Origin of the sequence: Ruegeria sp. HKCCD7559 (assembly GCF_013110575.1) — a bacterium.
In the GTDB taxonomy this organism is placed as follows: Bacteria; Pseudomonadota; Alphaproteobacteria; order Rhodobacterales; family Rhodobacteraceae; genus Ruegeria.
In genome coordinates this window covers 414,684-440,123 of sequence record NZ_WVQU01000002.1, presented here as the reverse complement: position 1 = coordinate 440,123, position 25,440 = coordinate 414,684, and the positions used below count along the sequence as shown (strand labels likewise).

Genomic DNA, 25,440 nt, shown 5'->3' with positions numbered 1-25,440 from the left:
CCCGCCGGTCAGGTATCGGCGGGGGGGCTTTTTTCTTCCAGCGCGCGCTGGGCAAAGTCCATGAAGGCCCGGATGATCTTTACGTTGCGCCGTTGCGACAGCGAAATCATGCTTTCACCCATTTGCAACTTCACGTCCTTGAGCTTGATTTGTCGCAACCGATCATCATGCCCATACTCTGCCTGAGAGACAAACCCGATGCCTGCCCCCGAGGCCACAAGCTCGCGCACGGCCTCGCGTCCTTCCGCAACGATTGCAGGATTCAACGTGATACCGCGCCTTTCGGCTTCTTCTTCCAATTTCTGACGTGTTTTTGACCCGTGCTCTCTGAAAACCAGCGGCAGATCGGCCAGTTCTTCCAAAGAAAGCGAAGGTTTGGATGCCAAAAGAACGCCTTGGGCGGCAAAGGCCACGATTTCAGTGGACCCTAGGTTCAACACATCCATGTCCTTGCCGGGGGACAGGCTGCCGACAACACCAATCTCGGCATTGTACGACCGAAGTTCTTCCAGAATTTCTTCGGTGTTTCCGGACCGCACGGTGATGGTGATTTTGGGGTACTTCTTTTGAAACGACCCCAGGAAAGACGTCATGTGATGCGCTGAATCGGCGATGATCCGCAATTCCCCGTCGATTGCGGCCTTGGTTTCCGAAAGGTAGTCCTCGATCTGATCTTCGATCTCAAAATACTGCTTTGTGAACCGGTAAAGCTGTTCGCCTTCGGGGGTGAGGTTCACGCGTTTTCGTTCGCGCTGAAACAACAACAGATCGTGATCCTGTTCCAGCTTTCGAACCTGTTCGGAAATCGCCGGCTGCGTCAGAAAAAGTGCCTCGGCCGCGCGGGAAAACCCGCCATGTTTGGCCACGTAATGAAAGGCTTTGAGCTGGCTGTGCCGCATCACCGGTCCCCAATGATTTGTGCATAGGCTGCACTTATAATTAGATTGATATTTGCAATTTCACATATAGCAACCGTTGCTGCAATGGTGTTTGTGAAAACGCTGTTCTGGAGCCCGGTAATGACGCCATCCTATCCAAAAATCGAGCAACCGCGCCTTGGCGAACCATACCTTTTGACACCCGGTCCTTTGACAACGTCCTATGCCGTGAAAGAGGCCATGCTGAAGGACTGGGGCAGCTGGGACGACGACTTTCGCGCCATGACAAAAGAGCTGCGGTCAAGCCTGCTGGACCTGCTTGGTGAAGGAGCCGACGCCTTCGATTGTGTGCCAATGCAAGGCAGCGGCTCCTTCTCGGTCGAAGCAATGCTGGCGTCTTTTATTCCGCCGGAAGGAAAGGCGCTGGTACTGGCCAATGGCGCCTATGGGCAACGTTCTGCGCAGACGCTACAGTATCTGGGCCGGGACCATATCGTGCTGGACAAGGGCGATTACCTGCCGCCACGGGGCGACGAGGTTGCGCGCATTCTCGCGGATGACCCGGCCATCACGCATGTTGTTGCCATTCACTGCGAAACCAGTTCGGGTATCTTGAACCCCGTCGAGGAAATATCCGAGGCCACATATGCAGCCGGTCGCAAGCTTTTGATCGACTCGATGTCTGCCTTTGGCGCGATCGAGCTCAGGCCCTCGGATATTCGCTATGAAGCCATGGTGTCTTCGGCCAACAAGTGCATCGAGGGCGTTCCTGGCTTTGGCTTCATTGTGGCGCGCAAGAACGAGCTGGAAGCCGCAAAGGGTAACAGTCATTCCCTGTCTCTGGATGTGCACGCCCAATGGGCGCACATGAACAAGACCGGTCAGTGGCGCTTTACCCCGCCGACGCACGTGGTCGCCGCCTTCATCGAAGCGCTTCGGGCGCATGCAGCTGAAGGCGGTGTTGCCGGCCGCGGCGCACGTTACACCCGCAACCGGGACGTCATGGTTGCGGGCATGCGTGAACTGGGTTTCGAAACGCTGCTGGACAATCGTTGGCTCAGCCCGATCATCGTCACGTTCTTCTGCCCCGCCGATGAGAAATTCGTATTCGATCAGTTCTACAACCTGATGAAGGACAAAGGGTTCATTATCTACCCGGGCAAGCTGACCGTCGTCGACAGTTTCCGCGTCGGATGCATCGGTCAGATGGACGAAGACGTCATGCGCAATGTCGTGCGCGCAGCAAAGGAATCCCTGGAAGAAATGGGCGTGACAAACGCCGCTCCTCCTCTTCGGGCACTGGAAGAACGCGCCAAGCTGGCCGCTTAAACATCAAGGAAAATACAGATGACCATTCAAACCCCTGTCGAAGCAAATGAGCGCGTCTATCCGACGCCGAAGGTGCCTGCCATTGCCATCTGCCTTGATGGATGCGAGCCCGAATATCTTGATGTCGCGATTGCGAAAGGGCTGATGCCCAATCTCAAGCGGATACGCAAAGAGGGCACGGACCGACTGGCCCATTCCGTTATCCCGTCCTTCACCAACCCCAACAATCTTTCGATTGCCACCGGGCGCCCTCCGATCGTGCATGGCATCTGCGGCAACTACCTCATCGACCCCGACAGCGGTGAGGAAGTGATGATGAATGATGTCCGCTTCCTGCGTGCGCCGACCATTTTTTCCCAATTCTACGACGCAGGTTTCCGCGTGGCGATGGTAACCGCCAAGGACAAGCTGCGCGCGCTGTTGGGGGCCGGGCTGAAATTTGACGAGGGCAGGGCGGTTGCGTTTTCTTCCGAACGGTCGGGTGAAACGACGCTGGCGGAACATGGCATCGACAACGCCAGCGAATGGCTGGGCATGGACGTTCCCGAGGTCTACTCGGCAGAGCTTTCCGAATTTGTCTTTGCCGCTGGCGTCAAGCTGCTGAAAGAGTTCAAGCCCGACGTGATGTATTTGTCGACGACCGACTATATCCAGCACAAGTTTGCACCCGATCAAAAAGGCGCACTCGATTTCTATGCCATGTTCGACCGGTATCTTGGCGAGTTGGATGAATTGGGTGCGGCCATCGTGGTGACCGCGGATCACGGCATGAAGCCAAAGCATTTGGCGGATGGATCCCCCTCGGTGGTGTACGTGCAAGACCTGATGGACGAATGGCTGGGCAAGGATGCGGCGCGGGTCATTCTTCCGATTACCGATCCATACGTCGTGCATCATGGCGCGTTGGGGTCTTTTGCAACCGCTTATTTGCCTGACGGAGCAGACCAGGACGACATCATCAGCAAGCTCAAGGCGACCAGCGGCATCACTCATGTGCTGACCAAGGCCGAGGCGATCGAGCAATTCGAATTGCCGGGCGACCGCATTGGCGACATCGTGATGGTTTCCGGTGAAAACATCTGCATCGGCACGTCCGAGCATCGCCACGATCTGGCAGCACTCAAAGAGCCGTTGCGCAGCCATGGTGGTTTGACCGAGCAGGAAGTTCCCTTCATCGTGAACCGTGTCATCGACCTGCCAAACCAACCCGTGCTGCGCAATTTCGATGCCTTCTTCTACGCAACAACAGCGGCGGCACAGTAAGCTATGAAAGATCTGACCATGTCGAAAATCGAAGTACGCAACGAGGGAATGCGGATCGGCGGCGAAATAGTCTTTACCGATGACACCGTTCCCGTTCTCTACCCGTACACAAACGAGGTTGTGGGTCACGTACCAGCCGGTACAGCCGAACATGCGCGCCGGGCGTTTGAGATTGCGGCGAATTACAAACCCAAGCTGACCCGATACGAGCGCAGCCAGATCCTGCAACGGGCAGGCGAGTTGATCGGCGAAAAGCGCGATTATCTTGCGAAATGGCTGACGCTGGAGTTGGGGATCTGTCACCAGCATGCGATCTACGAAACCAAGCGCGCGCAGGACGTGTATCAATTCGCGGCGGCCGAGGCACTGAAGGATGATGGTGAGATCTTCTCCTGCGACCTGACCCACAATGGCAAGGCCCGCAAGATTTTCACCACCCGAGAACCGGTGAAAGCAATCAGCGCGATCACGCCGTTCAACCACCCGCTGAACATGGTCAGCCACAAGATCGCGCCGTCGATTGCCACCAACAATTGCATGGTTTGCAAACCGACCGAGCTGACGCCGCTGACCGCATTGACACTGGCGGACATTCTCTACGAGGCCGGCTTGCCGCCCGAGATGTTCCAGGTCGTGACAGGTTGGCCCGCCGACATTGGCGACGAAATGATCACCAATGAGCACATTGATATCATCACCTTCACCGGCGGTGTGCCCGTCGGCAAGATGATCGCCGAAAAGGGCGTCTACAAGCGTCAGGCGCTGGAACTTGGCGGCAACGACCCTCTGATCGTTCTGAATGACCTCAGTGAGGCCGATCTGGACAAGGCGGCAGCCATTGCGGTGGCGGGGGCTACCGGAAATTCCGGCCAGCGTTGCACGGCGGTCAAGCGCATTCTCGTGCAGGAAAGTGTGGCCGATACATTCGTGCCGCTGGTTCTTGAAAAGGCCAAGAAGATCAAGTTCGGCGATCCGCAAGACCCGGAAACCGAATTGGGATGCGTGATCCATGACAAGGCCGCCGAAATTTTTGAAAACCGCGTTTTTCAGGCGGAAAAAGAGGGTGCTGAAATTCTGTACCACCCCGGTCGTCAGGGGGCGCTGCTGCCGCCAATCGTCGTCGACAAGGTTCCCCATGACAGCGAGCTGGTGATGGAGGAAACCTTTGGTCCCATCGTGCCGATCGTTCGTGTGCCGGACAACGACGAAGAGGTGATGGCAATTTCAAACGGAACCGAGTTCGGCCTGTCTTCGGGTGTCTGCACCAATGATCTGAACCGGGCGATTGCCTTCATCAACGGGTTGAACGTCGGCACCTGCAACATCTGGGAACAGCCGGGTTACCGCATTGAAATGTCGCCCTTTGGCGGCATCAAGGACAGTGGAAACGGGGTGAAGGAAGGCGTCATCGAAGCGATGAAGTTTTTCACCAACGTCAAAACCTATTCGCTGCCGTGGCCTAACTGAGTCTGTTGCCCTTACTCCTTTTGCGGAAAGGGCAACACAGTTCCTCCCTGGTACTGGCGGGCCTTGCGGGGTCCGCATCTTTTGATGACGGCAAAGAGGAGCGGCGATGCCACAAATTGTCCACACTGAAGGGGAATCAAACACGTCCGAGGCGCGCAAGGCGTGGCTGCAAAAATCGATGGGGCCGAAATCATCGCCATTGCTCAAACGCGATGCGAACGTTTTCCTGCATCAATCTCTGTCCTCACCCTGCGTCAGCACCATTGCAAAGGCCGAAGGGCTCTGGATCGAAGATATCGAGGGCCGCCGGTATATGGATTTCCACGGCAACTCGGTACACCACATCGGGTATGGCCATCCCCGCTTGGTAGCCGCCATAAAGGCACAGCTTGACGATCTGCCCTTTGCGCCCCGCCGCTTTACCAATGATCCGGCGGTGGAGCTGGCTGAAAAACTGGCAGAGATCGTGCCTGGTGATCTGGGCAAAATGCTCTTTACCACTGGCGGATCCGACGCCAACGAGGTTGCCCTCAGGATCGCGCGTGCCGCCACCGGTCGTTTCAAAACAATCAGCTTCTGGGATGCCTTCCATGGCGCGGGTTTCGGCGCCGCAAGTGTCGGCGGAGAGGCGACCTTTCGCAGTCACATTGCGGGGCCCCTTTTGTCCGGTACCGAACATGTCGCCCCTTTTGCCTGCTATCGATGCCCGTACAATCATGCGGGCCCCGAAACCTGCGGGCTGGCTTGTGCGAAAATGGTGGAATATGTCCTCGAGCGCGAAGGAGATGTGGCGGCGGTCATTGCGGAACCGATGCGCGCCGTGCCCTATGTCCCGCCGCCGGGGTTCTGGAAGACGGTGCGCGAGGCATGCAACCGTCACGGGGCGCTGTTGATCATGGATGAAATCCCGACGGGTCTTGGCAAGACGGGCAGGATGTTCGCCTTTGAACATGACGAGATCATCCCGGACATCGTGACACTTGGGAAGGCGCTTGGCGGCGGCATCCTGCCTATTGCCGCCTGTGTCGCCCGTAAGCAACTAGATGTCTGCGGAGATTTTGCCATCGGGCATTACACGCACGAAAAAAACCCGGTCACCGCCCGTGCCGCTTTGACGACAATTCAGATCATCGAAGACGAAGGCCTGGTTCGCCGGTCAGCCGAACTGGGTGAACATGCCATTGGTCGCTTGATGGATGAACTTCAGAACGTTCCGATTGTCGGAGACATCCGGGGAAGGGGCCTGATGTTCGGGATCGAAATCGTCGATGATCGCGCCGACAAAACACCGGGGAACGCGTGCGCCGAACGGATCTATTATGCCTGTCTCGAGGCCGGTCTGAGCTATAAGATCAGCCAGGGGTGCGTTCTGACACTGTCACCGCCGCTGACGATCTCGCGTTTGGAACTGGACCGCGCAATCGATATCGTAATTGCTGCAATCAAGGCCGAGAGTTGACGCCCCTTACCGATCTCGTGTCACAATAGGATCAGGGGCCGCGCCCTTCCGGGGGCCCTTGGCCAAGTTCATAAGTGACGGATGTTCCGTCAAAGCGCGGTCAAGTGCTTGCGGTGAAGCTCACAGGAGTTTACGCCTTGTATGCCAAAATGGGATGTATCCCTTCCCGATCGCGGCCGGTAACATGAATAATTCAATGCGCCGCGACAAGCTGGGCCAAAAAGAATAACGGGGTAGAGTATGGCAATTGTCAGCTTCCTTATCAGCCTTGCCGGGGCGACGATGCTGCTGCTTTACGCGGTTCGTATGGTGCGAACCGGGATCGAGCGCAGCTATGGGGCGTCTTTCCAGCGGGTAATGACCCAACAACGCAGCTACCTTCAGGCCTCGGTGGTTGGGCTGACGATGGCGGTCGTGCTGCAAAGTTCGGCGGCTGTTGCTCTGTTGACCTCGGGGTTTGCGGCCAGTGGAATGCTCAGTTTTCCTGCCGGCCTTGCGATTGTACTTGGCGGCGATCTGGGGTCGGCGCTGATCATCCAGATTCTTTCGTTCCGGCTGGACTGGCTTGTTCCGATGCTGTTGGCGGTTGGGGGGTATCTGTTCGTAAAGACCGACGCCAAAAAAACCCGGCAAATGGGGCGCATCCTGATGGGCGTGGCCTTTATCCTGATCTCGCTTCGGTTCCTTCGCGAGGCAATGGATCCCATTCGGGACAGCGCGTTTCTGCCCGCGGTGGCGGATTATCTGGCGCGCGATTATATCACCGCGTTTCTGGTCGGGGGCGCCTTGGCTTTCATCATGCATTCTTCGGTGGCGGCCATCCTCATGTGTGTCACCCTTGTGCAGATCGGAGCGATCCCGTTCGCCGCCGGGATGTCTTTGGTGTTTGGCGCGAATTTCGGCTCTGCCTTCATTCCGGTCTGGCTCACCCGCGCCATGCCAGTCCAGTCCCGGCGCATTCCATATGCCAACCTGGCATTGCGTGGCAGTTGGGCTTTGGTGAGTTTATTTGCCGCCAACATGGCTTTGCGGACCGGGTTGTTAGGAGACCCGCAAGGCGGGCAGATGCTGGTCAATGTGCATGTTTTGTTCAACCTGTCACTGCTGCTTCTGGCCTTGCCATTTTGCGGGAGATTGAAAGTTCTGTTCGAAAGGTTTTTGCCGGATCAGAAGAAGGAACTGGTTCCGCAACCGGCACGACCGGCCAGCGCATTGGACATAGGCAATGTGGCAAATCCCAGCCAGGCCCTACCAAGCCTCAAACGTGAGCTGCTGCGGATGAGCGACCTTGTCGAAACCATGTTCCGGCCTTGCCTGGAATTGTATCGCAGTGGCGACAAACAACAGATTCGAGCGGTACAGGCCATCGACGAGGACGTGAACAATTGCCTGTCCGGGATCAGGGCATTCGTTTCGGCGATTCCACCGGATGTATATGAAAAAAAAGATGAAAAATCCGCACGCGACCTGATGGAGTTCGCTATCCGGCTGGAGACGGCCGGTGATGTCGTGGCCAAGCGTTTGACCGTGTTGGCGGGTGAAATGCGGGCCAAAGGCTCGAGTTTCTCACAGGAAGGCTGGTCGGAACTTGTTCAGATGCACGAGGGCATTCTGGCCAACATGAAGCTGGCATCAAACGTGCTTATTTCAGACGATCTGGAAAGCGCGCGCCTGCTGAGCCTTGAGAAGACCGAAATCAAACGGGTGGAACGTGAAAGCCGAAAACGACATCTGCGCCGATTGCAGCACGGGTCACGGGAAAGCTTCGAAACCAGTGATATTCATCTTGAGACGTTGCGGGCGTTCCGGGAGTTCAACAGCCATATCGCATCTATTGCTTACCCGGTGCTGTACCAGAATGGCCAGCTCCTCGAGACGCGGCTGATCGACGAAATTGCGAAATAGTCGTAAGGTTCTCTGATAAAAATCTGAAAAAGCAAAGGAACGATGCTACACTCGGGATGACGGCAGCGAACAGGAGCCGGACTCGATGCAAGCACGGGAAAAGAAAACAGGAAAATCGAAACGCGAAGCAAAAAAATGGCTTCAGTTTCGAAATTCGGTTTTGCGGCTGTTCGGCGTCGATGGAAGCTTCCGCCCAGAGGGCGGCGCAGAAGGCGGAATCCAAAAGGTTGCGGTCGAAAAGGCAACCACGTTTTACCTGCCTTGAAGCTGAATTGCGCGACGGTTTTTGGGGGCGCTCCCAGACCTGATGCGTGAAAAATTCTATGAACATCAATTCCGTGGAGTTTGGCGGGCCAAATCGTAGCTTGGGAACGGGTTCGAGTGGATCTTTCGCTTGGTGCGTTCAAAGCTTTGCAACAAAGCCGATACCAGCCGGAAAGCCCCACCCGGGAACCGATCTCAACAGGAAGGAATGGGCAGGGCGTTGCTGCGTTTGATTTCGCGCAGAACGACATTTGTTTGCGCGCTTTCCACCGCCGGCAGGCGAAACAGGAATTCTTCAAGAAAAACGTTGTAAGCCCCGATATCCTTGCAGATCACCCGCATGTGGTAATCTGCCTGCCCGGTCGTTGCGTAGCATTCCATGACTTCAGGGCGCTTCTCGATCGCGGCAATGAAGCGTTCAAGATGTTCCGGATTGTGCCGGGTCAGATGAACATGCACCAGGGCCTGAAACGAAAGCCCGGCGTGTTCAGGCGACAATTCGGCACGGTACTGCGAAATCAGGCCGGCCTCTTCAAACACACGGACACGACGCCAGCAAGCAGAGGATGACATGCCCACCCGTTGTGCAAGGTCAGCATTTGAGATGCGACAGTCCTTTTGAAGCAGCGCGAGAAGTTGGCAGTCACGTGAGTCGAGAAGCATCCGAGAAAAATACCCCAAATTGCGACAAAAGAAGAGATGATTTTTCAAGAATGCTAGGAAACGTCGGGAAGATAGAACAGATCCTTCAAAAATTTCCGGTAAAATATCCAGAAAAGGCGAGGTGTCCATGACTGACCAGTCCCTGAAATTCGATACTTACGCCCTGTCGGACCGATACAAAGCCTCAAAGGGTCGTGTTTTCCTGACGGGAACGCAAGCTCTGGTGCGCATCATGTTAGACCAGGCCCGCAGGGACGCAGCAGCAGGAAACAACACGGCCGGGTTCATTTCCGGATATCGGGGGTCTCCTCTTGGTGGGTTGGATCTGGAGCTGTGGCGAGCGAAAGAGGAAACCGAGGCGGCCAGGATCACATTCATGCCGGCCGTAAACGAAGACCTCGGCGCAACAGCGGTTCTTGGTGCCCAGCAGGCCTCGCTTGATCCCGATTGTGAGGTCGAGGGCGTGTTTTCGATGTGGTACGGGAAGGGCCCCGGAGTTGACCGTTCAGGGGACGCGTTGCGCCATGGCAATGCATATGGCTCGTCGCCGAAGGGCGGGGTACTGGTTGTCGCGGGTGACGATCATGGCTGCGTGTCTTCTTCAATGACGCATCAGTCCGACGTCGCCTTCATGACCTGGTTCATGCCAACGCTGAACCCGGCCAACGTGGCTGAATACCTGGAGTTCGGTGAATACGGGATCGCGCTGAGCCGATACTCGGGCACCTGGGTCGGGTTCAAGGCGATTTCGGAAACCGTGGAAAGCGGGCAATCCGTGCGGTTGAAGCCGGACCGTACGTTTACCTTGCCGGAAATAGATCTGCCGCCGGGCGGCTTGCACGTGCGCAGCGCCGATTTGCCAAGCCCGGCCATCGAGACGCGGATCGAACACAAGTTGCTGGCAGTCGAGGCTTTTGTCGAGGCGAACCCGATCGACCGGCGCATCTATGACATCAAGGATGCCCCATTCGGGATTGTCACAACGGGCAAAAGCCATCTGGACCTGATGGAAGTGCTGCGCCTTCTGGGGCTCGACGAAAGCGGATGCCGCCGTTTGGGCATCGACATCTACAAGGTCGGGATGGTTTGGCCTTTGGCGCGGCGCGATGCGCTGTCTTTCGTCCGTGGTAAAAAAGAGGTGCTGGTCGTCGAGGAAAAACGCGGGATCATCGAAAGCCAGTTCAAGGAATATTTCTATGACTGGCCGGGGGACAAACCCGAAAAGATGGTCGGAAAACACCGCGCAGCGGGTGATCCGTTGATTCCCTGGACCGGAGAGTTGAGCCCGTTGAACCTGATCCCAGTCGTTGCAGAGCGACTCGACCGTTTTTTCCCGGAAGAGGGTTTCTTGGAAAAGGCGAAGGCGCTGACGGACGAACCGCCATCCGTTCTGAATGTTCCGGGTGCGGTCAGGGCTCCGTATTTTTGCTCGGGTTGTCCCCACAACACATCCACCAAAGTCCCCGATGGAAGCATGGCTGCGTCAGGCATCGGCTGTCACGTGATGGCAAGTTGGATGAACCGCAACACGGTCGGTTATGCGCAGATGGGTGGGGAAGGTGTGCCGCATGTTGTTGCCTCGAAATTCAATGGCAACAAACATATCTTTCAAAACCTTGGCGAGGGCACTTGGTATCATTCCGGGTCGCTTGCCATTCGCCAGGCCGTGGCGGCGGGTACGAACATCACCTACAAGATCCTTTACAATGACGCAGTGGCAATGACGGGGGGGCAGCCTGTTGATGGCCCTATCAGCGTTTCCGGGATCGCCCAGACCTGTCGCGCAGAAGGTGTGGACCGGATCGCGTTGGTTTCAGACGACATTACGAAATTCGATTCCAGCGATTTTCCGGCACGAACGAGCTTTCACCCCCGGGAAGAGATGGATGCGGTGCAGCGTGAGTTGCGTGACATCCAAGGTGTGACGGTTTTAATCTACGAGCAGACCTGCGCCACCGAGAAACGTCGTCGCCGCAAGCGTGGCAAAACAGAAGACCCCAAGCGGTTTGCTTTCATCAACCCCGCGGTGTGCGAAGGCTGCGGCGATTGCTCGGTCGAAAGCAACTGTCTGAGTATTGAACCATTGGAAACCCCATTGGGCCGCAAGCGAAAGGTCAACCTGAACTCGTGCAACAAGGACTTTTCCTGCCTGAACGGGTTTTGCCCCAGTTTCATTACGGTGGAAGGGGCGGTGCGGCGAAAGGAACCCAGGCAGAAACTGGATATCCCGTCGCTTCTTGCCAAGGTTCCCGACCCGCAGCTTCCTGACCTGCACGCGCCGTACGATCTTTTGGTCGGCGGGGTCGGCGGCACCGGTGTCGTAACGGTGGGCGCCGTTCTGACGATGGCGGCGCATTTGGAAGGCAAAGGCGCCAGCGTGCTGGATTTCACCGGGTTCGCCCAGAAATTCGGTACGGTTGTCGGCTATGTTCGCATTGCCCGCACGCCCGAAGAAATCAATCAGGTCCGAATTGAGGCCAATAGCGCCGACGCCGTCATCGGGTGTGACGTGGTCGTGTCTTCGGCGCCCAAAGCCTCGGTTCACTATCGCAAGGGCACAAAGGTCGTACTGAACCGTGCGGAAATACCAACAGGCGACCTTGTTTTGCACCGCGATGCCCAGCTCAAGGTCGACGAAAGAGAAGCGTTGATACGCCGGACCGTCGGCGCAGAAAATGTCTTCGCGTTGGATGCAAACCAGTTGGCTGTGGATTTGCTGGGGGATTCGGTCTTTGCCAATACCTTGCTGTTTGGTGTCGCGTGGCAGTTGGGGAACATTCCAATCAGTGAGGTTGCAATCAAACAGGCGATCAAGCTCAATGGAACCGCGATCGAGGCCAACATAATGGCCTTTGATCTGGGGCGGGTGATCGCTGCAAACCCGCAGATGCTGAATGCGAGGGAAAAGAGCTTTTCGCAAGAAACATCGCAGCAGATAATCGATTACCGGTCCGATGAATTGGCGACCTATCACGATGACGGTTATGCGCAAAAGTACCGGGATCGCCTGGCCCGTCTGTCCGCAGCACTGCCTGACCAGATACGCGAGGAAGCGCTTTCGCTTGCGGCAAAATCCCTGTTTCGCCTCATGGCAATCAAGGACGAATACGAGGTTGCTCGGTTGCTGACATCGCAACAATTCGAGAAACAACTGCGGTCCGAGTTCGAAGGGGATTTTCGGATCAAATACCACCTCGCGCCACCGGTTCTGAGCGGTCGCAAGGATGCACGCGGGCGACCGCGCAAGCGAAGCTATGGTGGTTGGATGACCCCCGTTCTAAGGCTCCTTTCGCGTGCACGCAGGCTTCGCGGCGGCTGGCTTGATCCATTCCGGTTTTCAAGGGACCGCAAGCTTGAAAACGAAACCCTGGCCTGGTTTCTGGCTGTCTTAATTCGCATCGAAGAAGTCAGCCCCGAGCTGGAGGCGGAAACCTGCCTGAAAATCCTGTCAGCCCCGCTGGATATCCGCGGTTTTGGCCCGGTGCGCGAAGCGGCAACACAAACCGTACGTGCAGATGTAGATGCCATGCTGAACGTGATCGGAGAACAGCGAAGGGATGCGCAGGGCGCCGCTTTTCACAAGGTTTGATTGTTCTTTCCGGAACCTGTCTGGAAACGCGGATTGTACACGGGGCTGAACGGATCTGAACCCCCTTACACTCCGGTGTAATGGACTTCTGTCTGAAACGGTCCGGTTTGCGTTCGGGCGTCACCAGCAGCGGCGCGACGCGGCCACCGGACAGACGGATGTGGGTAACACTTCGTCACGGGCATTGCGTTGGCAGAGGCCGTCTTGCTCTGGGTTGACGAGCAAGGGACTTGTAAGTGCTTTTCACCCAGCCGGCTTTCATTGTTTCCGACCCCTGCGATCAGACCCTTGCTTTTTCAAAGGCGGCCCAGGCGGTTTCGAATGCTTCGAAATCAAACGCGGGCTCGCGGGCTGCGTCCAGAACAATACGTTCTGTCGCCAAAAGTTTTTGGATGGCACCTTCCAATTGATCAACGACATCATTCGGTATGAGCAATGCACCATGACGATCGGCGTGAACCAGATCACCGGGGTCAACTGTCAGACCAAAAATCGAAACCTGAGTGTCAATCTCGCGGACGTGGACGAAACCATGGCTCGGGCCGATGGAACCAGCGACAACCGGGAACCCTGAAGGCAAATCCCCGAGATCCCGCATGACACCGTTGGTCAGAGCGCCAGACATGCCGAAACCCTTGTGAACCGTCGTATTGATCTCACCCCAATATGCGCCGATGCAATCGGGATAATCCAGATCCTCGATCACGGCGATTGAAGGGCCGGGTGCCTCGGCCATGTACCTGTAATAGGCCATACGTCGGGCTTTGATGACTTCGGGCGGCTCGGTCGGGGGATTGACCGCAGCAATTTTGGCGGTGCGCGCATAGCCGACGATGGCACGCCCTTCGGGGGCCGAGCTTAGCATGGTGCCACGTGTGAACCTGTCGAACCCGCGCCTGCCCTGTGCCACCTCGATGGCATTGCAGACAGTTGGCGTATCGACTTTGCGAAGCAAAGACAAAAGGGACGGTGTCATGTGTCCTCCAGCCAGCGGGACAGCGCCGCTGTTGTTTTTTCAGGTTGTTCCAATGTCGGGAGATGGCCCGCGTCGCCGATGATCTCAAGCGCGCTTCGTGGCAACAGGTCATGCATAAGACGGTGGCGTTCAACTGGGCAAAGCCGGTCTTCATGCCCGCACAAAACCAGAGCCCGTCCGGCATAGGCCGTCAGTGTCTCGCTTTGGTCCGGTCGGTTCATAAGTGCCTTGGACTGACGTATGAAAACGTCTGGGCCCAGGTCGGTGGCCATTGCCATGCACAGATCCAGGATCGCCCCCCGGTTCGGTCCGTCAGCCAGATACCCGGGCTTCATCTCGTCACGCATCACGGTCCTCAGCTGACCCTTGCGAACGGCGGACATCTGCGGCGTACGACGCGCTTTTACCTCTGGCTTTTCCGCCAGTGGATTGGTGTCAAGCAAGGCCAGACGCGAAACACGTTCGGGGGCTTGGCGCGTGACCTCCATCGCCACGATACCCCCCATGGACAGCCCGGCCAGCGCGAAAACCGGCGGCGCATTTCCAAGGATATCCTGGGCCATGGCCTCTATGCTGTCGTGATGAGACAACGGAAAGGTCATCACGGGCATTCTGCCCGACAGAGCATTGATCTGGGGGCCAAAAAGCCGGGCATCACACATCATGCCCGGCAACAAAATCAGAGGTTTCATGCCGAAGCCAGCTTTGCCCCTTCGGACAACGCCGCCAGCTTGGCATAGGCGATCTGGGGATCGACGGCGCCGAAACCCGCAAAAGTGCCAAAGCCGCAATCGCTGCCCGCGATCACCCGGTCCGGTCCCACGATTTCCGTGAACCGGTCAATCCGTTGGGCCACAAGTTCGGGATGTTCGACGAAATTGGTCGTGGTATCGACCACGCCGGGCACCAGAACCTTGTCATCGGGAATCTCGGCCTTGCGGTCCCGGAAGACAGTCCATTCATGGGCATGCCGCGGATTGGACGTTTCGAACAGGACATAGCGCGACTTGGTCGCCATCAGGGTGCTGAAGACCTTGTCCATGGCGATGTCGCAGCAATGAGGGCCTTCGTAGTTGCCCCAGCAAATATGTACCCGTACCCGATCCTGCGGGACGTTCTGAAGCGCGTGGTTCAGGGCCTCGACATGCATGTCGGCAATCTTGATGAACGCCTCATCCGACAGGTCGGTGAACAGCATGTGGCGCGACAAGGCAAGATCGGGGCAATCCAGCTGCAGGTCCAACCCGGCGGCGACGATGGTTTCGTATTCGTCCTTCATCGCGTCGGCCAACGCTGCCAGATAAGCCTCACGCGTAGGGTAGAAATCATTCTGCAAAAACAACGAGATCACTCCGGGAGACGCGGCATTCATGAAGCCGCGCTCGGCCCCGTGTCGAGCCATGGCCGCCTTGAGATTGGTGATGTCCTTTTGCAACTCGCCTTGCCCTTTTGATCGCACCTCACCCGTGCACATCGGCCTTGCGTATTGTGGCGTACCGCCGTCATCGGCCAGTCTTTGCAGAAAGCCGGGGAACATCTTCAAGTCTGCCGGCGCGTTACGAGGGCTGTCGCCCGAAAACCCAGTGTAGCGATCTTTGACATAGGTCGCATAGGAGATTTTCGAAGTTTCGCCGTCGCTGACGATATCAACACCGGCTTCGACCTGTTTGCGCACCGTTTCGGCCACGGCGTTGGCCATGCAGGTATCAAAGGCGCCTGTGTCATAAGGTTCGCCGTTTTCGCGGGCAAAAATAAAATCCACGACGTCCTGCGTTCGGGGCAGAGAGCCAACATGTGTTGTTTTTACGGTCATGGGGACCTCCTTAAATTTTTCGTGCCATCAGGATCGTGTGGCTTTGGGCTTCTGGGTCTTCGGCCAGGTATCCGGTCATTTGCAGCCCGTTTTTCTCAAGACACCCGGCGTAACCGGCCGGGGACAGCGACGCGTGGTAGACAAGCTCTGATCCCACTGTGCCGCTGACCTCTCCGGCACGAGGTCCGACGGTCAGCATGAGCATTCCCTTGGGTCGCAAATGGCGCGCCATCCGGGCGATACAGTCTTTCTGCTCGTCCGCCGTCAGGTGGAAAAAGCTGTTCCAGGCAATGATGCCGTCGAACTGCTGATCCAGTTCAAAATTCCGCATATCCGCGTTGCGCCAGTCGCCATCGGGCCAACGGTCGCGGGCTATGGCAAGCATGGCGTCGGAAAAATCGATACCCGTGACGTCAAACCCTTCGGCCATGAACCAACGTGCGATGGGGTCGCCCGAGCCACAGCCCAGGTCCAATACGCGGTCACCCGGCTTCAGGCTGGCCGTGAAGCGCGCCAACCAGCGCGCTTCGAACAGGGCCTTGGAACGGCGCCTGTCATACTCGGTTGCCTGCCGTTCATAAACGGCGTGGGTGTCATTCGGGTCCGCGTTCATCCTGTCCAGGTCGCTCCTGCCGGGTCATCGGTTGCGGTGATGCGGTACAGGCCCGCCTGTCCGGTCATGGATGGCTGAATACCATAGGTTTCGCGGGGAAGAACCAAGGCCGTGTCGCCTACCGAGATCGTGGTCTCGTACCCGTCAATCGAAACACGCCAGTGACCGCTGGCCGGCATCAGAACCACTGGTTTCTCGGCAGCGATCGGTTGGGTCACTGCGGATCCGCGCCCCAGAAAATCGACCTCGAATCCGGGTTTGTCCTTGATCAACGCGTTTTCGCCAATCACCTTTGCGGGCTTATTGGCCGACAACGCCATCAGATCCCAATACCGCGCAACGTATCTGCCCACCACATCCTCGATTGGAACTTCGGGATAGCTTTTCAGCTGTTCTTCGGTCAGCACAGGCATCGGGCGGACATTGTGGGGCAGTTCCTGGCCCAGTTTGGAGTCGTACAGAACGCCATTGTCGCCCAGCATCAGACCGTGTGCCTGCGCATCTTCGATCACTTGAGGCGCCCAGGTGACGCCGCCACCCGCATCGTCTCCGCCCAGGATCGACATGATCATTCCGTAATCCTGGCCGACATTCTCAAAGCCCCGGAAAATACCCGTTGGAATGTTGAAGATGTCTCCTTCCTCGGCGATGAATTCCCCGGCCGTACCATAGCGGCCCCAGAAAAACCGCCAACGACCCTTGGCAACGAAAAAGACCTCGGCGGTGGTGTGGCTGTGCAGTGAGTTGCGGCATTTCGGCGGCTGCCCTGCCGCTCCGATGTTGAAGCCGATCTTGTCCGTGATGTGGACATGCTGGTCCGGAGATTCCGAGACGCCGCCGCCGATTATCGTGAAGTTCTCTTTCTGATCGCTGCCGGGAGTATGGGCATCGATAAAAGCGGTTTTACAGGGTTGAAGCTCGCCATAGCGGACGATGCGGGAAGGGATGGATGATTTTGTCATGACGTACGATCCGATTCAGCGTTTTTGGAAAGAAAGCTCGTGTGCCCAAGTAGGACAGGCCCTTACTTTCCGGGCGGGCGCAGGTTCAGTCGCCGCGCCCTCAGGCTTTGACGGTACATATGGAAAAGCCGAACGGTCCGGGGCTCGGTCAGACCGCCCGACAGGATGCGATATGAGACCGGGCGGCCCACTCAGACCTCGCCGTTCTGCAACAGGATCTGCTTCCAGACCGAGGTTTCATCGAACAGGGTGTATTCACGGCGCAACTGCGGCTGCCCCGCAACAAGTGCGCCGAATTCAGCGTGGCTGATCCCGAGGACATAAACCTGCGCACCAGTCGGCGCGCCAAACACGCCCCAGCCGTCATGCTTGCCCCAAAGGCTCCAGCGAATTGCCGCACGCGGAGGCATATCAGGGTCATCTCGCCCGATCTGATGCTCGATCTTGAATTCCGCATTCGGAAAACTCGCCCGCAGTCCCATCCAGAAGCGGTCGATGGCCTGCCAGCCATGCCCGGTTACACCACCCACATATTCTGACTGAACAGCGCGGTCATATTCTGAACCGATCACGCCCATATCTGCGTTCATGATCCGCGTCAGAATGTCGGCGTAGCGCTGCCCCCATTCATTGTCATTCCCATGGCCTTTGTATGGTCCAGGCTGATCAATTTCGGGTGTCAGAGGTTTGACGCAGTTCTCTTTGCCGCCTTCCCGGGCAATCAGATCAGCGGCGTATTCCTTAGGGTCCCAGCCCATCTGGCGCACAATCGCGCCCTGATCGCGGATCAGCCATTCATCGTTGATCTGATTGTCGATGGCGTGACAATCCGCAAGAATCCGGTAACGCAGCTTGGTGCCGGTGGGCTTGCCATAGACACCCTCGGCCAAATGCGTGGCCGTTGAAATGATCCGATGAGAGCTCAACATGCCCTCTTCCGGTGTGCCGGACCAGATCACGTCTTCGCCTAGCAGCTGCCGGTCCGGAAACTCGGCCAGCGTTGCCATGGTAGCGCCGATCACATTCTGATTGCCCAACACCACCGAACCGGGTGAGCGTACCACAATGTCTTCGCTGTAATACTCATGCAGCGTGGCGATACCCCGATCTTCCCAGATCTCTTTGGTGATGCCGATGATATAGTCGGGGAAATCCCGGAACTTGGGATCGAAACCTTTCATGAATTCATCCTTTGAGGTGTCCAGCCTTTGGGCAGACGTGCCGATGTGCGCACGATCAGCGGCCCATCAATGGCGACTTTGCGTGCCGAAGCAGCTGTCGGGTTTTCGATATGATCCAGCAGGGCATCAACGGTCTCAGCAACCATCAAATTTGCCCGCTGGCGAATGGTCGTAAGGTTGTAGGCAAGCCATCCGGCCTGAGGGACGTCATCGTAACCAACGACAGACACGTCTTCGGGCACGCGCAATCCCAACTCGAACCGAATGACGTCCATGACCGCAAGCGCCATGTGATCATTGGCGACAAACACGGCGTCAGGTCGTTTCTGCGGTTCGACATCAAACATCCGGCGGGCAGCTAAACGCGCTTTCTCGGTGTGAAAATCTCCGATGTCGTGCGCATACAATTCCTGGCCCGCATCGTTGAGCGCGGCGCGGAATCCGGCCTCGCGGTCCCGCTGGGTTGAGGCACCCGGCCAACCGGCAATGTAGGCGATACGACTGTGCCCGGCGGTGATCAGAAATTCCGCAACTTTGCGACCACCGGCATAGTTGTCAGAAGTAACAGATGTGATCCCGTCGAGGTCCTGGCTGCGGTTGAACAAAACCACCGGCACACCCGCCTGCTGGCACCGGGTGGCAATGTCTGAAGACATCGCAACGGATGCCAGAACGACGCCATCGACTTGATAATCAAGGATTTCCTCCATCACGTCGTCTATGTTTCCAGCGGTTCTGGAGGCCATGAAAATCAGAACGTGATAGCCCTGTTCCTGCAAGGCATTGGACAGTTTCTCGAGCGCCTCGGGGTAGAAGTAATTGTCCAGATAGGCGACCACCAAACCGATGATCCTGCTTTTGCCGGACACCATCGCGCGTGCCAGCACGTTGGGGCGATAGCCCAGTTCAGACGCAGCCTTGCGCACTTTTTCTTCGGTCTTTTTGCTGACCGAGGCACCGGGCGTGAAGACGCGGCTAACGGCAGACTGGCTAACGCCGGCCAATTGGGCAACCTGGAGGGATGTTACTTTCTCAGCCATCAGTCTGCCGTCCAACCTCCGTCAATCAACATTGAGGTGCCGGTAACCAGTGCCGAGGCGTCCGAGGCGAGATAGCGTACCGCGCCCATGATGTCTTCGACTTCGCCCACGCGATCCAGTTTGATCTTCTCCATGATCCACGCGGCACGTTCAGGATTGTCGAATGTGGACTGGGTCAACGGCGTTCGGATGAAAGTCGGACAGACCGTATTGATCCGAATGCCCTGTTTGCCCCATTCGATGGCCATGGATTTGACCATGCCTTCCAACCCATGCTTGGTCGCGCAATAAAGCGCCCGATCAACCCCGCCAACATGCCCCATCTGGCTGGATATATGGATGATCGAACCCGGCTTTCCTGCCTTGATCAAAGCGCGGGCGGCGTAGGCCGACAAGAAGTAGGCCGAACGCAAATTGACGTTGGTGACAACATCAAAGTCATCGGGTGTTGTCTCGATAGCCGGGCTGTGGCGCGCCACGCCCGCCGAATTCACCACGATATCGAAGGCGCGGTGATCGAAAAGCTGTTTCAGGGCGTCCAAATCACCCTGATCCATCACAAGCGCTTCGGCTGACCATCCCTTCTCTTTCAGAGCGGAAACTGTCTCATTCAACCGATCCGCTCCTCTGGCCGCGCAAACTACATGTGCACCCGCCTCGGCCAGCGCTACCGCGCATCCTTGCCCGATACCAGAGGAGGCTCCGGTCACAAGGGCGGTTTTTCCATTCAGAGAAAATGAAGGGGTGCGCGGCAGTTTAGTCATCAGCTCATTCCATCCGGTATTTCAATACGACCCATATTTCGGGCTTTATTGAATTCACGCAGACGGGCAAAGACGTCAACGCCAAGCTGCCGGTACGCATCCAGCAAATCAACGAGCACCCAGTTTTCCCGGATCCTGCCGTTTTCCAAACGCCAGAAATCGAGGCTGCGCATGGTGATCTTCTTGCCTGACGGAGCGATGCCCATCCAACCATCGTCTGTGACGGTCTGGATCATGTTGGGCCAGCCCGTCACAGCTGCATATTCCCCGTCACCGAAGAAGTGATAGGTGATGTCGTCCACGAACTGCCCGCGATCCGGCATACCGTTCAGGAACGGGATCTGATGCCAGTTGCGGAACCCCGCAAACCCGCGCCCGGTGCCGATGCCCGAAGGACCGTACCAGTTCATGCGCTGGTGCCAGAACCGTTCCATCTCCATCACTTCGGGGCCGCCTTGAGACGGGTGTTTCTTGAGATGATCAAGCATGTCGATGATATGCTGGCAGGTCTGTTTGCCTTTGGCTTCATCATAAGGGCCGGGGACAAACCCGTCCTGGGTGGCAGGGCCGGGGACGTGCCATTCTCGGCCCAGACTTGGCGCCATCGGCCAGGCATTCGCCTGCATCATGACTTCGGGGATGTCCCACAGGGCCTGCATCTCGACGATCTTGCCGTATTCGAAGCGGTAGAATTCATGAAACCGCATCGTGACCTGATGACCCGTCGGCGGGATGTCCAGCCAGGGGCCGGTGAAAACACCGGTGTAATAGCCGCCACACCCGACCCAATCTGCGCCAAACTCGTCCGGGCCGGCCATGACGATATAGTCCCGCCGTTCAAGATCGGGCCAGGCCGCCAGCAAGTCTTTGTAGCCAGTGTCATAGAAATCATCACTGCCGACGCTGTCCCCAAAGGGATGACACAGACGGAACACGGCATCCGGTGACGTGACCTCCGCCAAAGCCCGGCGTACGCCGGTCTCATCGAAATCGTACATCGCAGCCCTGAGCGGTTCGATCAGGGCCTTGTGATGTGTGTGTTTGTCACTCATTCAGCAGCGTCCCGGTAAGGGGCGGGCGCACCGTAGGGCACATTGATTCCGCCATATCGGCGCACGCGAACGTTGCACTGTTCCGCGTGGCCAACGAACCCTTCGAGCATGCACAGGCGCGAGCCATACTCGCCGATCAGCGTCGCGGCCTCATCCGTCAGAACTTTTTGATAGCTGTGCGTCTTCAGGTATTTACCAACCCAAAGACCACCCGTGTAACGCCCGGCCTTCTTGGTGGGCAGCGTGTGGTTTGTGCCAATCACCTTGTCCCCGTTCGAAACATTGGTGCGCGGCCCAAGGAACAACGCCCCATAGCAGGTCATGTTCTCAAGGAACCAGTCGTCGCGGTCAGTCATCACCTGCACATGTTCCGAGGCAATGTTATCGGCAACCTGCAACATCTCGTCATAGGTGTCGCAAACGATCACCTCACCATATTCGTCCCACGACACCTTCGCGGTATCCGCGGTTGGAAGGATGCCCAGCAGCCGGTCGACCTCGGCCAAGGTGTCATTGGCCAGATTGCGTGAGTTGGTCAGCAGAACGCAGGGGCTGTTGTATCCATGCTCGGCCTGCCCCAGCAGATCGGTTGCGCACAGCTCCGCATCTGCGGCGGTCTCGTCGGCAATGACCATCGTTTCGGTCGGCCCTGCAAAAAGATCGATCCCGACACGACCGAACAACTGACGTTTGGCTTCCGCGACAAAGGCGTTTCCGGGGCCAACAAGCATGTGAACCGGATCGATTGTTTCGGTGCCCAATGCCATGGCCCCGATGGCCTGAATGCCGCCCATGACATAGATCTCATGCGCGCCACCCAAGTGCATGGCGGCAATTACCGCTGCATTGGGTTTGCCCTGAAACGGGGGCGTGCAGGCGATGATGCGCGGAACACCGGCGACCGAAGCGGTCGCCACCGACATATGCGCCGAGGCGACCATCGGGAATTTGCCGCCCGGAACATAGCAACCCACGGATTGCACCGGGATGTTCTTATGCCCCAGGATGACACCGGGCAGGGTTTCGACCTCGATGTCCAGCATTGAATCCCGCTGCGCCTGCGCAAAGTTGCGCACCTGTTCCTGCGCGAATTTGATATCGGCCAGCTCACGATCGGACAATTGCCCGATCAGGTCATCAATTTCCTGCTGGCTCAGGCGGAACGAGGCAGGTGAGTAGTTGTCGAACTTCTCACTCAACTCTCGCACCGCGGCATCCCCACGGGTTTCGATGTCTTTCAGCGTCGCTTCAACCACGGCGCGGGTCTTGGCATCATCTTCCGCCCGATCCGCATCGGATTTGCCGCGTTTAAGATACTCGATTGCCATCTTTCCAATCCTCAGTTTTCCGGCCGTGGCGGAGTCTTCTCGCCGCGGTCAAATGCTTCCCAGCCTTCGCCGTTGAACAGGTCCACGCCCAGCTGAGCCGCAACGTGGGCAAAGTCGACATTCACCCAGTTGTCGACAATTTTGCCGTCGACCACTTTCCAGAAGTCCATGTACCTGATTTCGACACGCTTGCCTGTGGGGGCAATGCCCAGAAATTCGCCGGAATGCGTGGCTTCCTGGCGGCCGAAGGCGGCGGCCCATTCACCCATGTAAAGGCGCGCTTCGTCAACGCAGACCTTATCCGAAAACGCGGCTTGAAACGGGCGCTGCCAGTTATCCTGAAATTCCTGCAGGCCGGTCTTGGTGCCGCAGCCCTGATTGCCCATCCAGCGAAAACCTTCGGCGAAGAATTCACCGATGTCATCAATGCGGTGATCATTCAGACCATCAACCATCGTTTCGATCACGCGGCGCGTGTCTTCCGTCTTGCTCATGTCCGTTTCGCGGGTCAGAACCGCTTGTTCGGGACGGGAACCTTTCATTTTTCTATCCTTTGAGGTTGCCGAAGGGAGGGATTGGGACGTGCGGCCCCAATGCTCAGAAAGTCCCTCGGCATCCTGTTCAGCGCCGGGTGGCGCGACATGGCGTTATGTCGGGCGTTCTTGCTCATCAGCCTTTCACTGCCCCGGCTGTCAGACCGCTGACAATCTGGCGCTGGAAAATCAGCACAAGGAAGATCAGAGGCGCGGTGATCGACACGGCAGCGGCAACCGCAACGACCTGATCGGTTGTCGTCGTCTCGCGATTGAACATGCCGACGATGGCGGGAACCATGGTCTGGTTCTGCGCATCAAGCAGCAGCGCGGTGACCAGAAAATCGTTGTACGCCAGCAAGAAGCTGAACAGCCCCGTAGTGATCACACCTGGCCACATCACCGGCATGATGACACGGCGGAAGGCCTGAAAGTGGCTACACCCATCCACGCGGGCGGCCTCATCCAGCTCGGCCGGGATGTTCTGGAAGAACGAGCGCAACATCCAGATCGTGAAGGGTTGATTGATCGCAACCAGAACAGCGATCACCGCAAAAGGCTTGCCGTACAAGGTTGGTGCGTTTTCACCCAAGATCGGGCTGAGCCATTCGGCCGAGTTGATGAACACCGGCAGATAGCCTGCTACCAGAACCGAATGGGGCAATGCCCGGAACACCAGTGCGACGATCAGGATCCAGAAGGCCAAAGTTGATCCTGACCGCGCCAGACCGTAGCCCGCCAATGTGCCCACGGTCAGCGACACCGTCACCACGCCCGTCGTTACGATCAGCGAGTTCTTGAAGTTGTTTGAAAAGCCCCGGTCGATCCAGACGGTTTTGTAATGCTCGGTCGTCAGACCAAGCACATCCCGTCCCAGTGGGCCAAACAGCGGGTTCAACACGTTCAGGATTGCAGGCAGGACCACGAAGAACACCAGCAGGAAACCCACCAGCAAGACCAGAACACCGATCAGCCAGCCGAACCATTCCTGACCGGGCTTGGTGTAGGACTTTATCATCGAAGGCAGTGTTTTGGTGGCAGCGAAGATCGTGCCCCAGATAACCGCGATGCCCAGAATGATATCCAGCAGCGACAAGCCCTTTCCGACGCTCAGCGTGGCCGGCCCGAAGATCACGTTCAGCGCGTTGCTGTCGAACGCATCGACGGGTGACTTGAAGCTCATGACCACGATCCAGAAGATCGGAAAGGCCGCGATCAGGCACCAGAGCGCAAGGAAGATGTTCGAGGTCAACCGCAGGCTGAAGGGCTGGCGAAGCGCACGCGAGGACATGTCAGTGACCTCCTTTATGGTCGCGCCACGTACGGCGCAGCGGCAGGATAAGCAGGATGACGACACCGATCATGGTCAGCATCGAGTTGGCGGACGCCCGGCTGATCGACCGGTTGCCGGCCTGATCAGGCGTCAGATAATCGAAGGTCAGCCACTGTAGCGAGATGACGTAGCCCTGGCTCGAAAAACCGACGATCTCTTCGAACACGCGGTAGCTGTCCATCAGGTGGATCATCGACACGAAAATGATCAGCGGCATCAGGTGTGGAATGACGATGTATTTCAGGCGCTGCCAACGGGTCGCACCGTCAATCACGGCACTTTCAAGACTGTCCTGATTGACCGTTTGCAGCCCGGCGTAGAAGACGATTGCGGCAAAGGGTGCCACGTGCCAGACGCGGTAGAGCATCATCAGTATTTCGATGGTCCAGGCTTGGGCGAACAGGGCGATGTCCCGGTTCAGCCACCATTCCATCATTGCGGTCAGGATGCCGTCGCCCCGGAACAGCCAGTTGATCGACAGTACTCCGATCACCGGCGTGATGATGAAGGGCAGCAGGGACACAAAGATCACCGGGCCGCGGATGGACCGCGCCGCGTTGTTGATCAGTATTGCGATCCCAAGCCCGCACCCGACCACAAGCGGCAGAGTGATCAATGTGAAGGTCAGGGTGAACCGAAGCGCCTTCCAGAAGTTGATCGTAGACAGCACATGCCAACTGCCGTCGCTTATGGCGCGCCATGCGCGTTCAGGCTCCAATACGTTGCGATAGCTTTGCAAGCCGACATATTGGGTTTGGGTAATGACCTCGCCATGTTCGTCGAGCTTTGGCTGCGAAACCATCTCGGTCACGCAGGTCTGCGTCAGGAAACCGGGCGTGCAGGTTTCCTTTTCGACCGTCTCATAGATCGGCTGTGTCACGTAAAAACTCTGCTTAAACACGCTGACCAGAGGAAACGCGATAAAGAGAAGCATCATAAAGACAGAGGGGCCGACAAATGCGGCAAATGTCCGGAAATTCATGGCTCTGCCTTTCTCATGACTCTCGAAGGGAAGGGGCGGGAGGGCC

The 25,440-nt window shown here is 57.3% G+C and carries 21 protein-coding genes; 6 read left to right on the top strand and 15 right to left on the bottom strand.

Features of this window, described 5'->3' with window-relative positions; genetic code table 11:
* Positions 1-8: 8 nt before the first annotated feature.
* A complete protein-coding gene (locus tag GS605_RS10210) occupies positions 9-899 on the bottom strand; it encodes a LysR substrate-binding domain-containing protein (protein ID WP_171118368.1) in 891 nt (296 codons plus the stop codon).
* Positions 900-1,019: 120 nt separating this feature from the next.
* Between GS605_RS10210 and GS605_RS10205 the strand changes: the two genes are divergently transcribed.
* The 5 genes from GS605_RS10205 (at position 1,020) to GS605_RS10185 (ending at position 8,301) form a co-directional block, all read left to right on the top strand.
* Entirely contained in the window at positions 1,020-2,207 is a 1,188-nt protein-coding gene (locus GS605_RS10205) for a 2-aminoethylphosphonate--pyruvate transaminase (RefSeq protein ID WP_171723902.1), read from the top strand.
* An 18-nt stretch (positions 2,208-2,225) separates the two neighbouring features.
* Entirely contained in the window at positions 2,226-3,470 is a 1,245-nt protein-coding gene (phnA, locus tag GS605_RS10200; RefSeq protein ID WP_171723901.1) for a phosphonoacetate hydrolase, read from the top strand.
* Positions 3,471-3,473: 3 nt separating this feature from the next.
* Positions 3,474-4,937, top strand: a complete 1,464-nt coding sequence (phnY, locus tag GS605_RS10195) for a phosphonoacetaldehyde dehydrogenase (RefSeq protein ID WP_253283277.1) — start codon at positions 3,474-3,476, stop codon at positions 4,935-4,937.
* 106 nt (positions 4,938-5,043) lie between these two features.
* The gene (locus GS605_RS10190) at positions 5,044-6,396 is read left to right on the top strand and encodes an aspartate aminotransferase family protein (protein WP_171637139.1); all 1,353 of its coding nucleotides are present in this window, start codon (positions 5,044-5,046) and stop codon (positions 6,394-6,396) included.
* A gap of 240 nt (positions 6,397-6,636) precedes the next feature.
* Complete coding sequence (locus tag GS605_RS10185) at positions 6,637-8,301, top strand: Na/Pi cotransporter family protein (RefSeq protein ID WP_171723900.1); 1,665 nt, start codon at positions 6,637-6,639, stop codon at positions 8,299-8,301.
* A 459-nt stretch (positions 8,302-8,760) separates the two neighbouring features.
* Here the strand turns inward: GS605_RS10185 and GS605_RS10180 are convergent, their stop codons facing one another.
* The gene (locus GS605_RS10180) at positions 8,761-9,228 is read right to left on the bottom strand and encodes an Lrp/AsnC family transcriptional regulator (protein ID WP_171637228.1); all 468 of its coding nucleotides are present in this window, start codon (positions 9,226-9,228) and stop codon (positions 8,761-8,763) included.
* Between the two features lie 127 nt (positions 9,229-9,355).
* Here GS605_RS10180 and GS605_RS10175 point away from each other — a divergent pair, with 127 nt between their 5' ends.
* Positions 9,356-12,817 (top strand): indolepyruvate ferredoxin oxidoreductase family protein, encoded by a 3,462-nt coding sequence (locus tag GS605_RS10175; protein WP_171723899.1) that lies wholly within the window; start codon positions 9,356-9,358, stop codon positions 12,815-12,817.
* 280 nt (positions 12,818-13,097) lie between these two features.
* Here the strand turns inward: GS605_RS10175 and GS605_RS10170 are convergent, their stop codons facing one another.
* From GS605_RS10170 to GS605_RS10110, 13 genes are all read right to left on the bottom strand, one after another.
* Positions 13,098-13,793, bottom strand: a complete 696-nt coding sequence (locus GS605_RS10170; protein ID WP_171723898.1) for an RraA family protein — start codon at positions 13,791-13,793, stop codon at positions 13,098-13,100.
* Positions 13,790-14,485 carry an alpha/beta fold hydrolase gene (locus GS605_RS10165; RefSeq protein ID WP_171637129.1) on the bottom strand — a complete coding sequence of 232 codons (696 nt, stop codon included), beginning with the start codon at positions 14,483-14,485 and terminating at the stop codon, positions 13,790-13,792. Before GS605_RS10165 ends, GS605_RS10170 begins: the two co-directional genes overlap by 4 nt.
* Entirely contained in the window at positions 14,482-15,606 is a 1,125-nt protein-coding gene (locus GS605_RS10160; protein ID WP_171723897.1) for a cobalamin-independent methionine synthase II family protein, read from the bottom strand. Before GS605_RS10160 ends, GS605_RS10165 begins: the two co-directional genes overlap by 4 nt.
* Before the next feature lie 10 nt (positions 15,607-15,616).
* Positions 15,617-16,219, bottom strand: a complete 603-nt coding sequence (locus tag GS605_RS10155) for a trans-aconitate 2-methyltransferase (protein ID WP_171723896.1) — start codon at positions 16,217-16,219, stop codon at positions 15,617-15,619.
* Complete coding sequence (locus tag GS605_RS10150; protein WP_171723895.1) at positions 16,216-17,181, bottom strand: cupin; 966 nt, start codon at positions 17,179-17,181, stop codon at positions 16,216-16,218. Before GS605_RS10150 ends, GS605_RS10155 begins: the two co-directional genes overlap by 4 nt.
* A 191-nt stretch (positions 17,182-17,372) precedes the next feature.
* Complete coding sequence (locus GS605_RS10145; RefSeq protein ID WP_171723894.1) at positions 17,373-18,362, bottom strand: ester cyclase; 990 nt, start codon at positions 18,360-18,362, stop codon at positions 17,373-17,375.
* On the bottom strand, positions 18,359-19,402 hold the full coding sequence (locus GS605_RS10140; protein ID WP_209835380.1) for a LacI family DNA-binding transcriptional regulator: 1,044 nt from the start codon (positions 19,400-19,402) through the stop codon (positions 18,359-18,361). The genes GS605_RS10145 and GS605_RS10140 overlap by 4 nt, the downstream gene beginning before the upstream one ends.
* Positions 19,402-20,166, bottom strand: coding sequence for an SDR family NAD(P)-dependent oxidoreductase (locus tag GS605_RS10135; RefSeq protein ID WP_171723893.1), 765 nt, complete (start codon positions 20,164-20,166; stop codon positions 19,402-19,404). The genes GS605_RS10140 and GS605_RS10135 overlap by 1 nt, the downstream gene beginning before the upstream one ends.
* Positions 20,166-21,218: an ester cyclase gene (locus tag GS605_RS10130; RefSeq protein ID WP_171723892.1), complete on the bottom strand. Its 1,053-nt coding sequence runs from the start codon at positions 21,216-21,218 to the stop codon at positions 20,166-20,168. Before GS605_RS10130 ends, GS605_RS10135 begins: the two co-directional genes overlap by 1 nt.
* Positions 21,215-22,546, bottom strand: a complete 1,332-nt coding sequence (gene hisD / locus GS605_RS10125) for a histidinol dehydrogenase (RefSeq protein ID WP_171723891.1) — start codon at positions 22,544-22,546, stop codon at positions 21,215-21,217. The genes GS605_RS10130 and hisD overlap by 4 nt, the downstream gene beginning before the upstream one ends.
* An 11-nt stretch (positions 22,547-22,557) precedes the next feature.
* A complete protein-coding gene (locus GS605_RS10120; RefSeq protein WP_171637117.1) occupies positions 22,558-23,088 on the bottom strand; it encodes an ester cyclase in 531 nt (176 codons plus the stop codon).
* Between the two features lie 127 nt (positions 23,089-23,215).
* Positions 23,216-24,370, bottom strand: coding sequence for a carbohydrate ABC transporter permease (locus GS605_RS10115; RefSeq protein WP_171637115.1), 1,155 nt, complete (start codon positions 24,368-24,370; stop codon positions 23,216-23,218).
* 1 nt (position 24,371) lies between these two features.
* The gene (locus GS605_RS10110; protein WP_152460108.1) at positions 24,372-25,394 is read right to left on the bottom strand and encodes a carbohydrate ABC transporter permease; all 1,023 of its coding nucleotides are present in this window, start codon (positions 25,392-25,394) and stop codon (positions 24,372-24,374) included.
* Between the last annotated feature and the right edge of the window lie 46 nt (positions 25,395-25,440).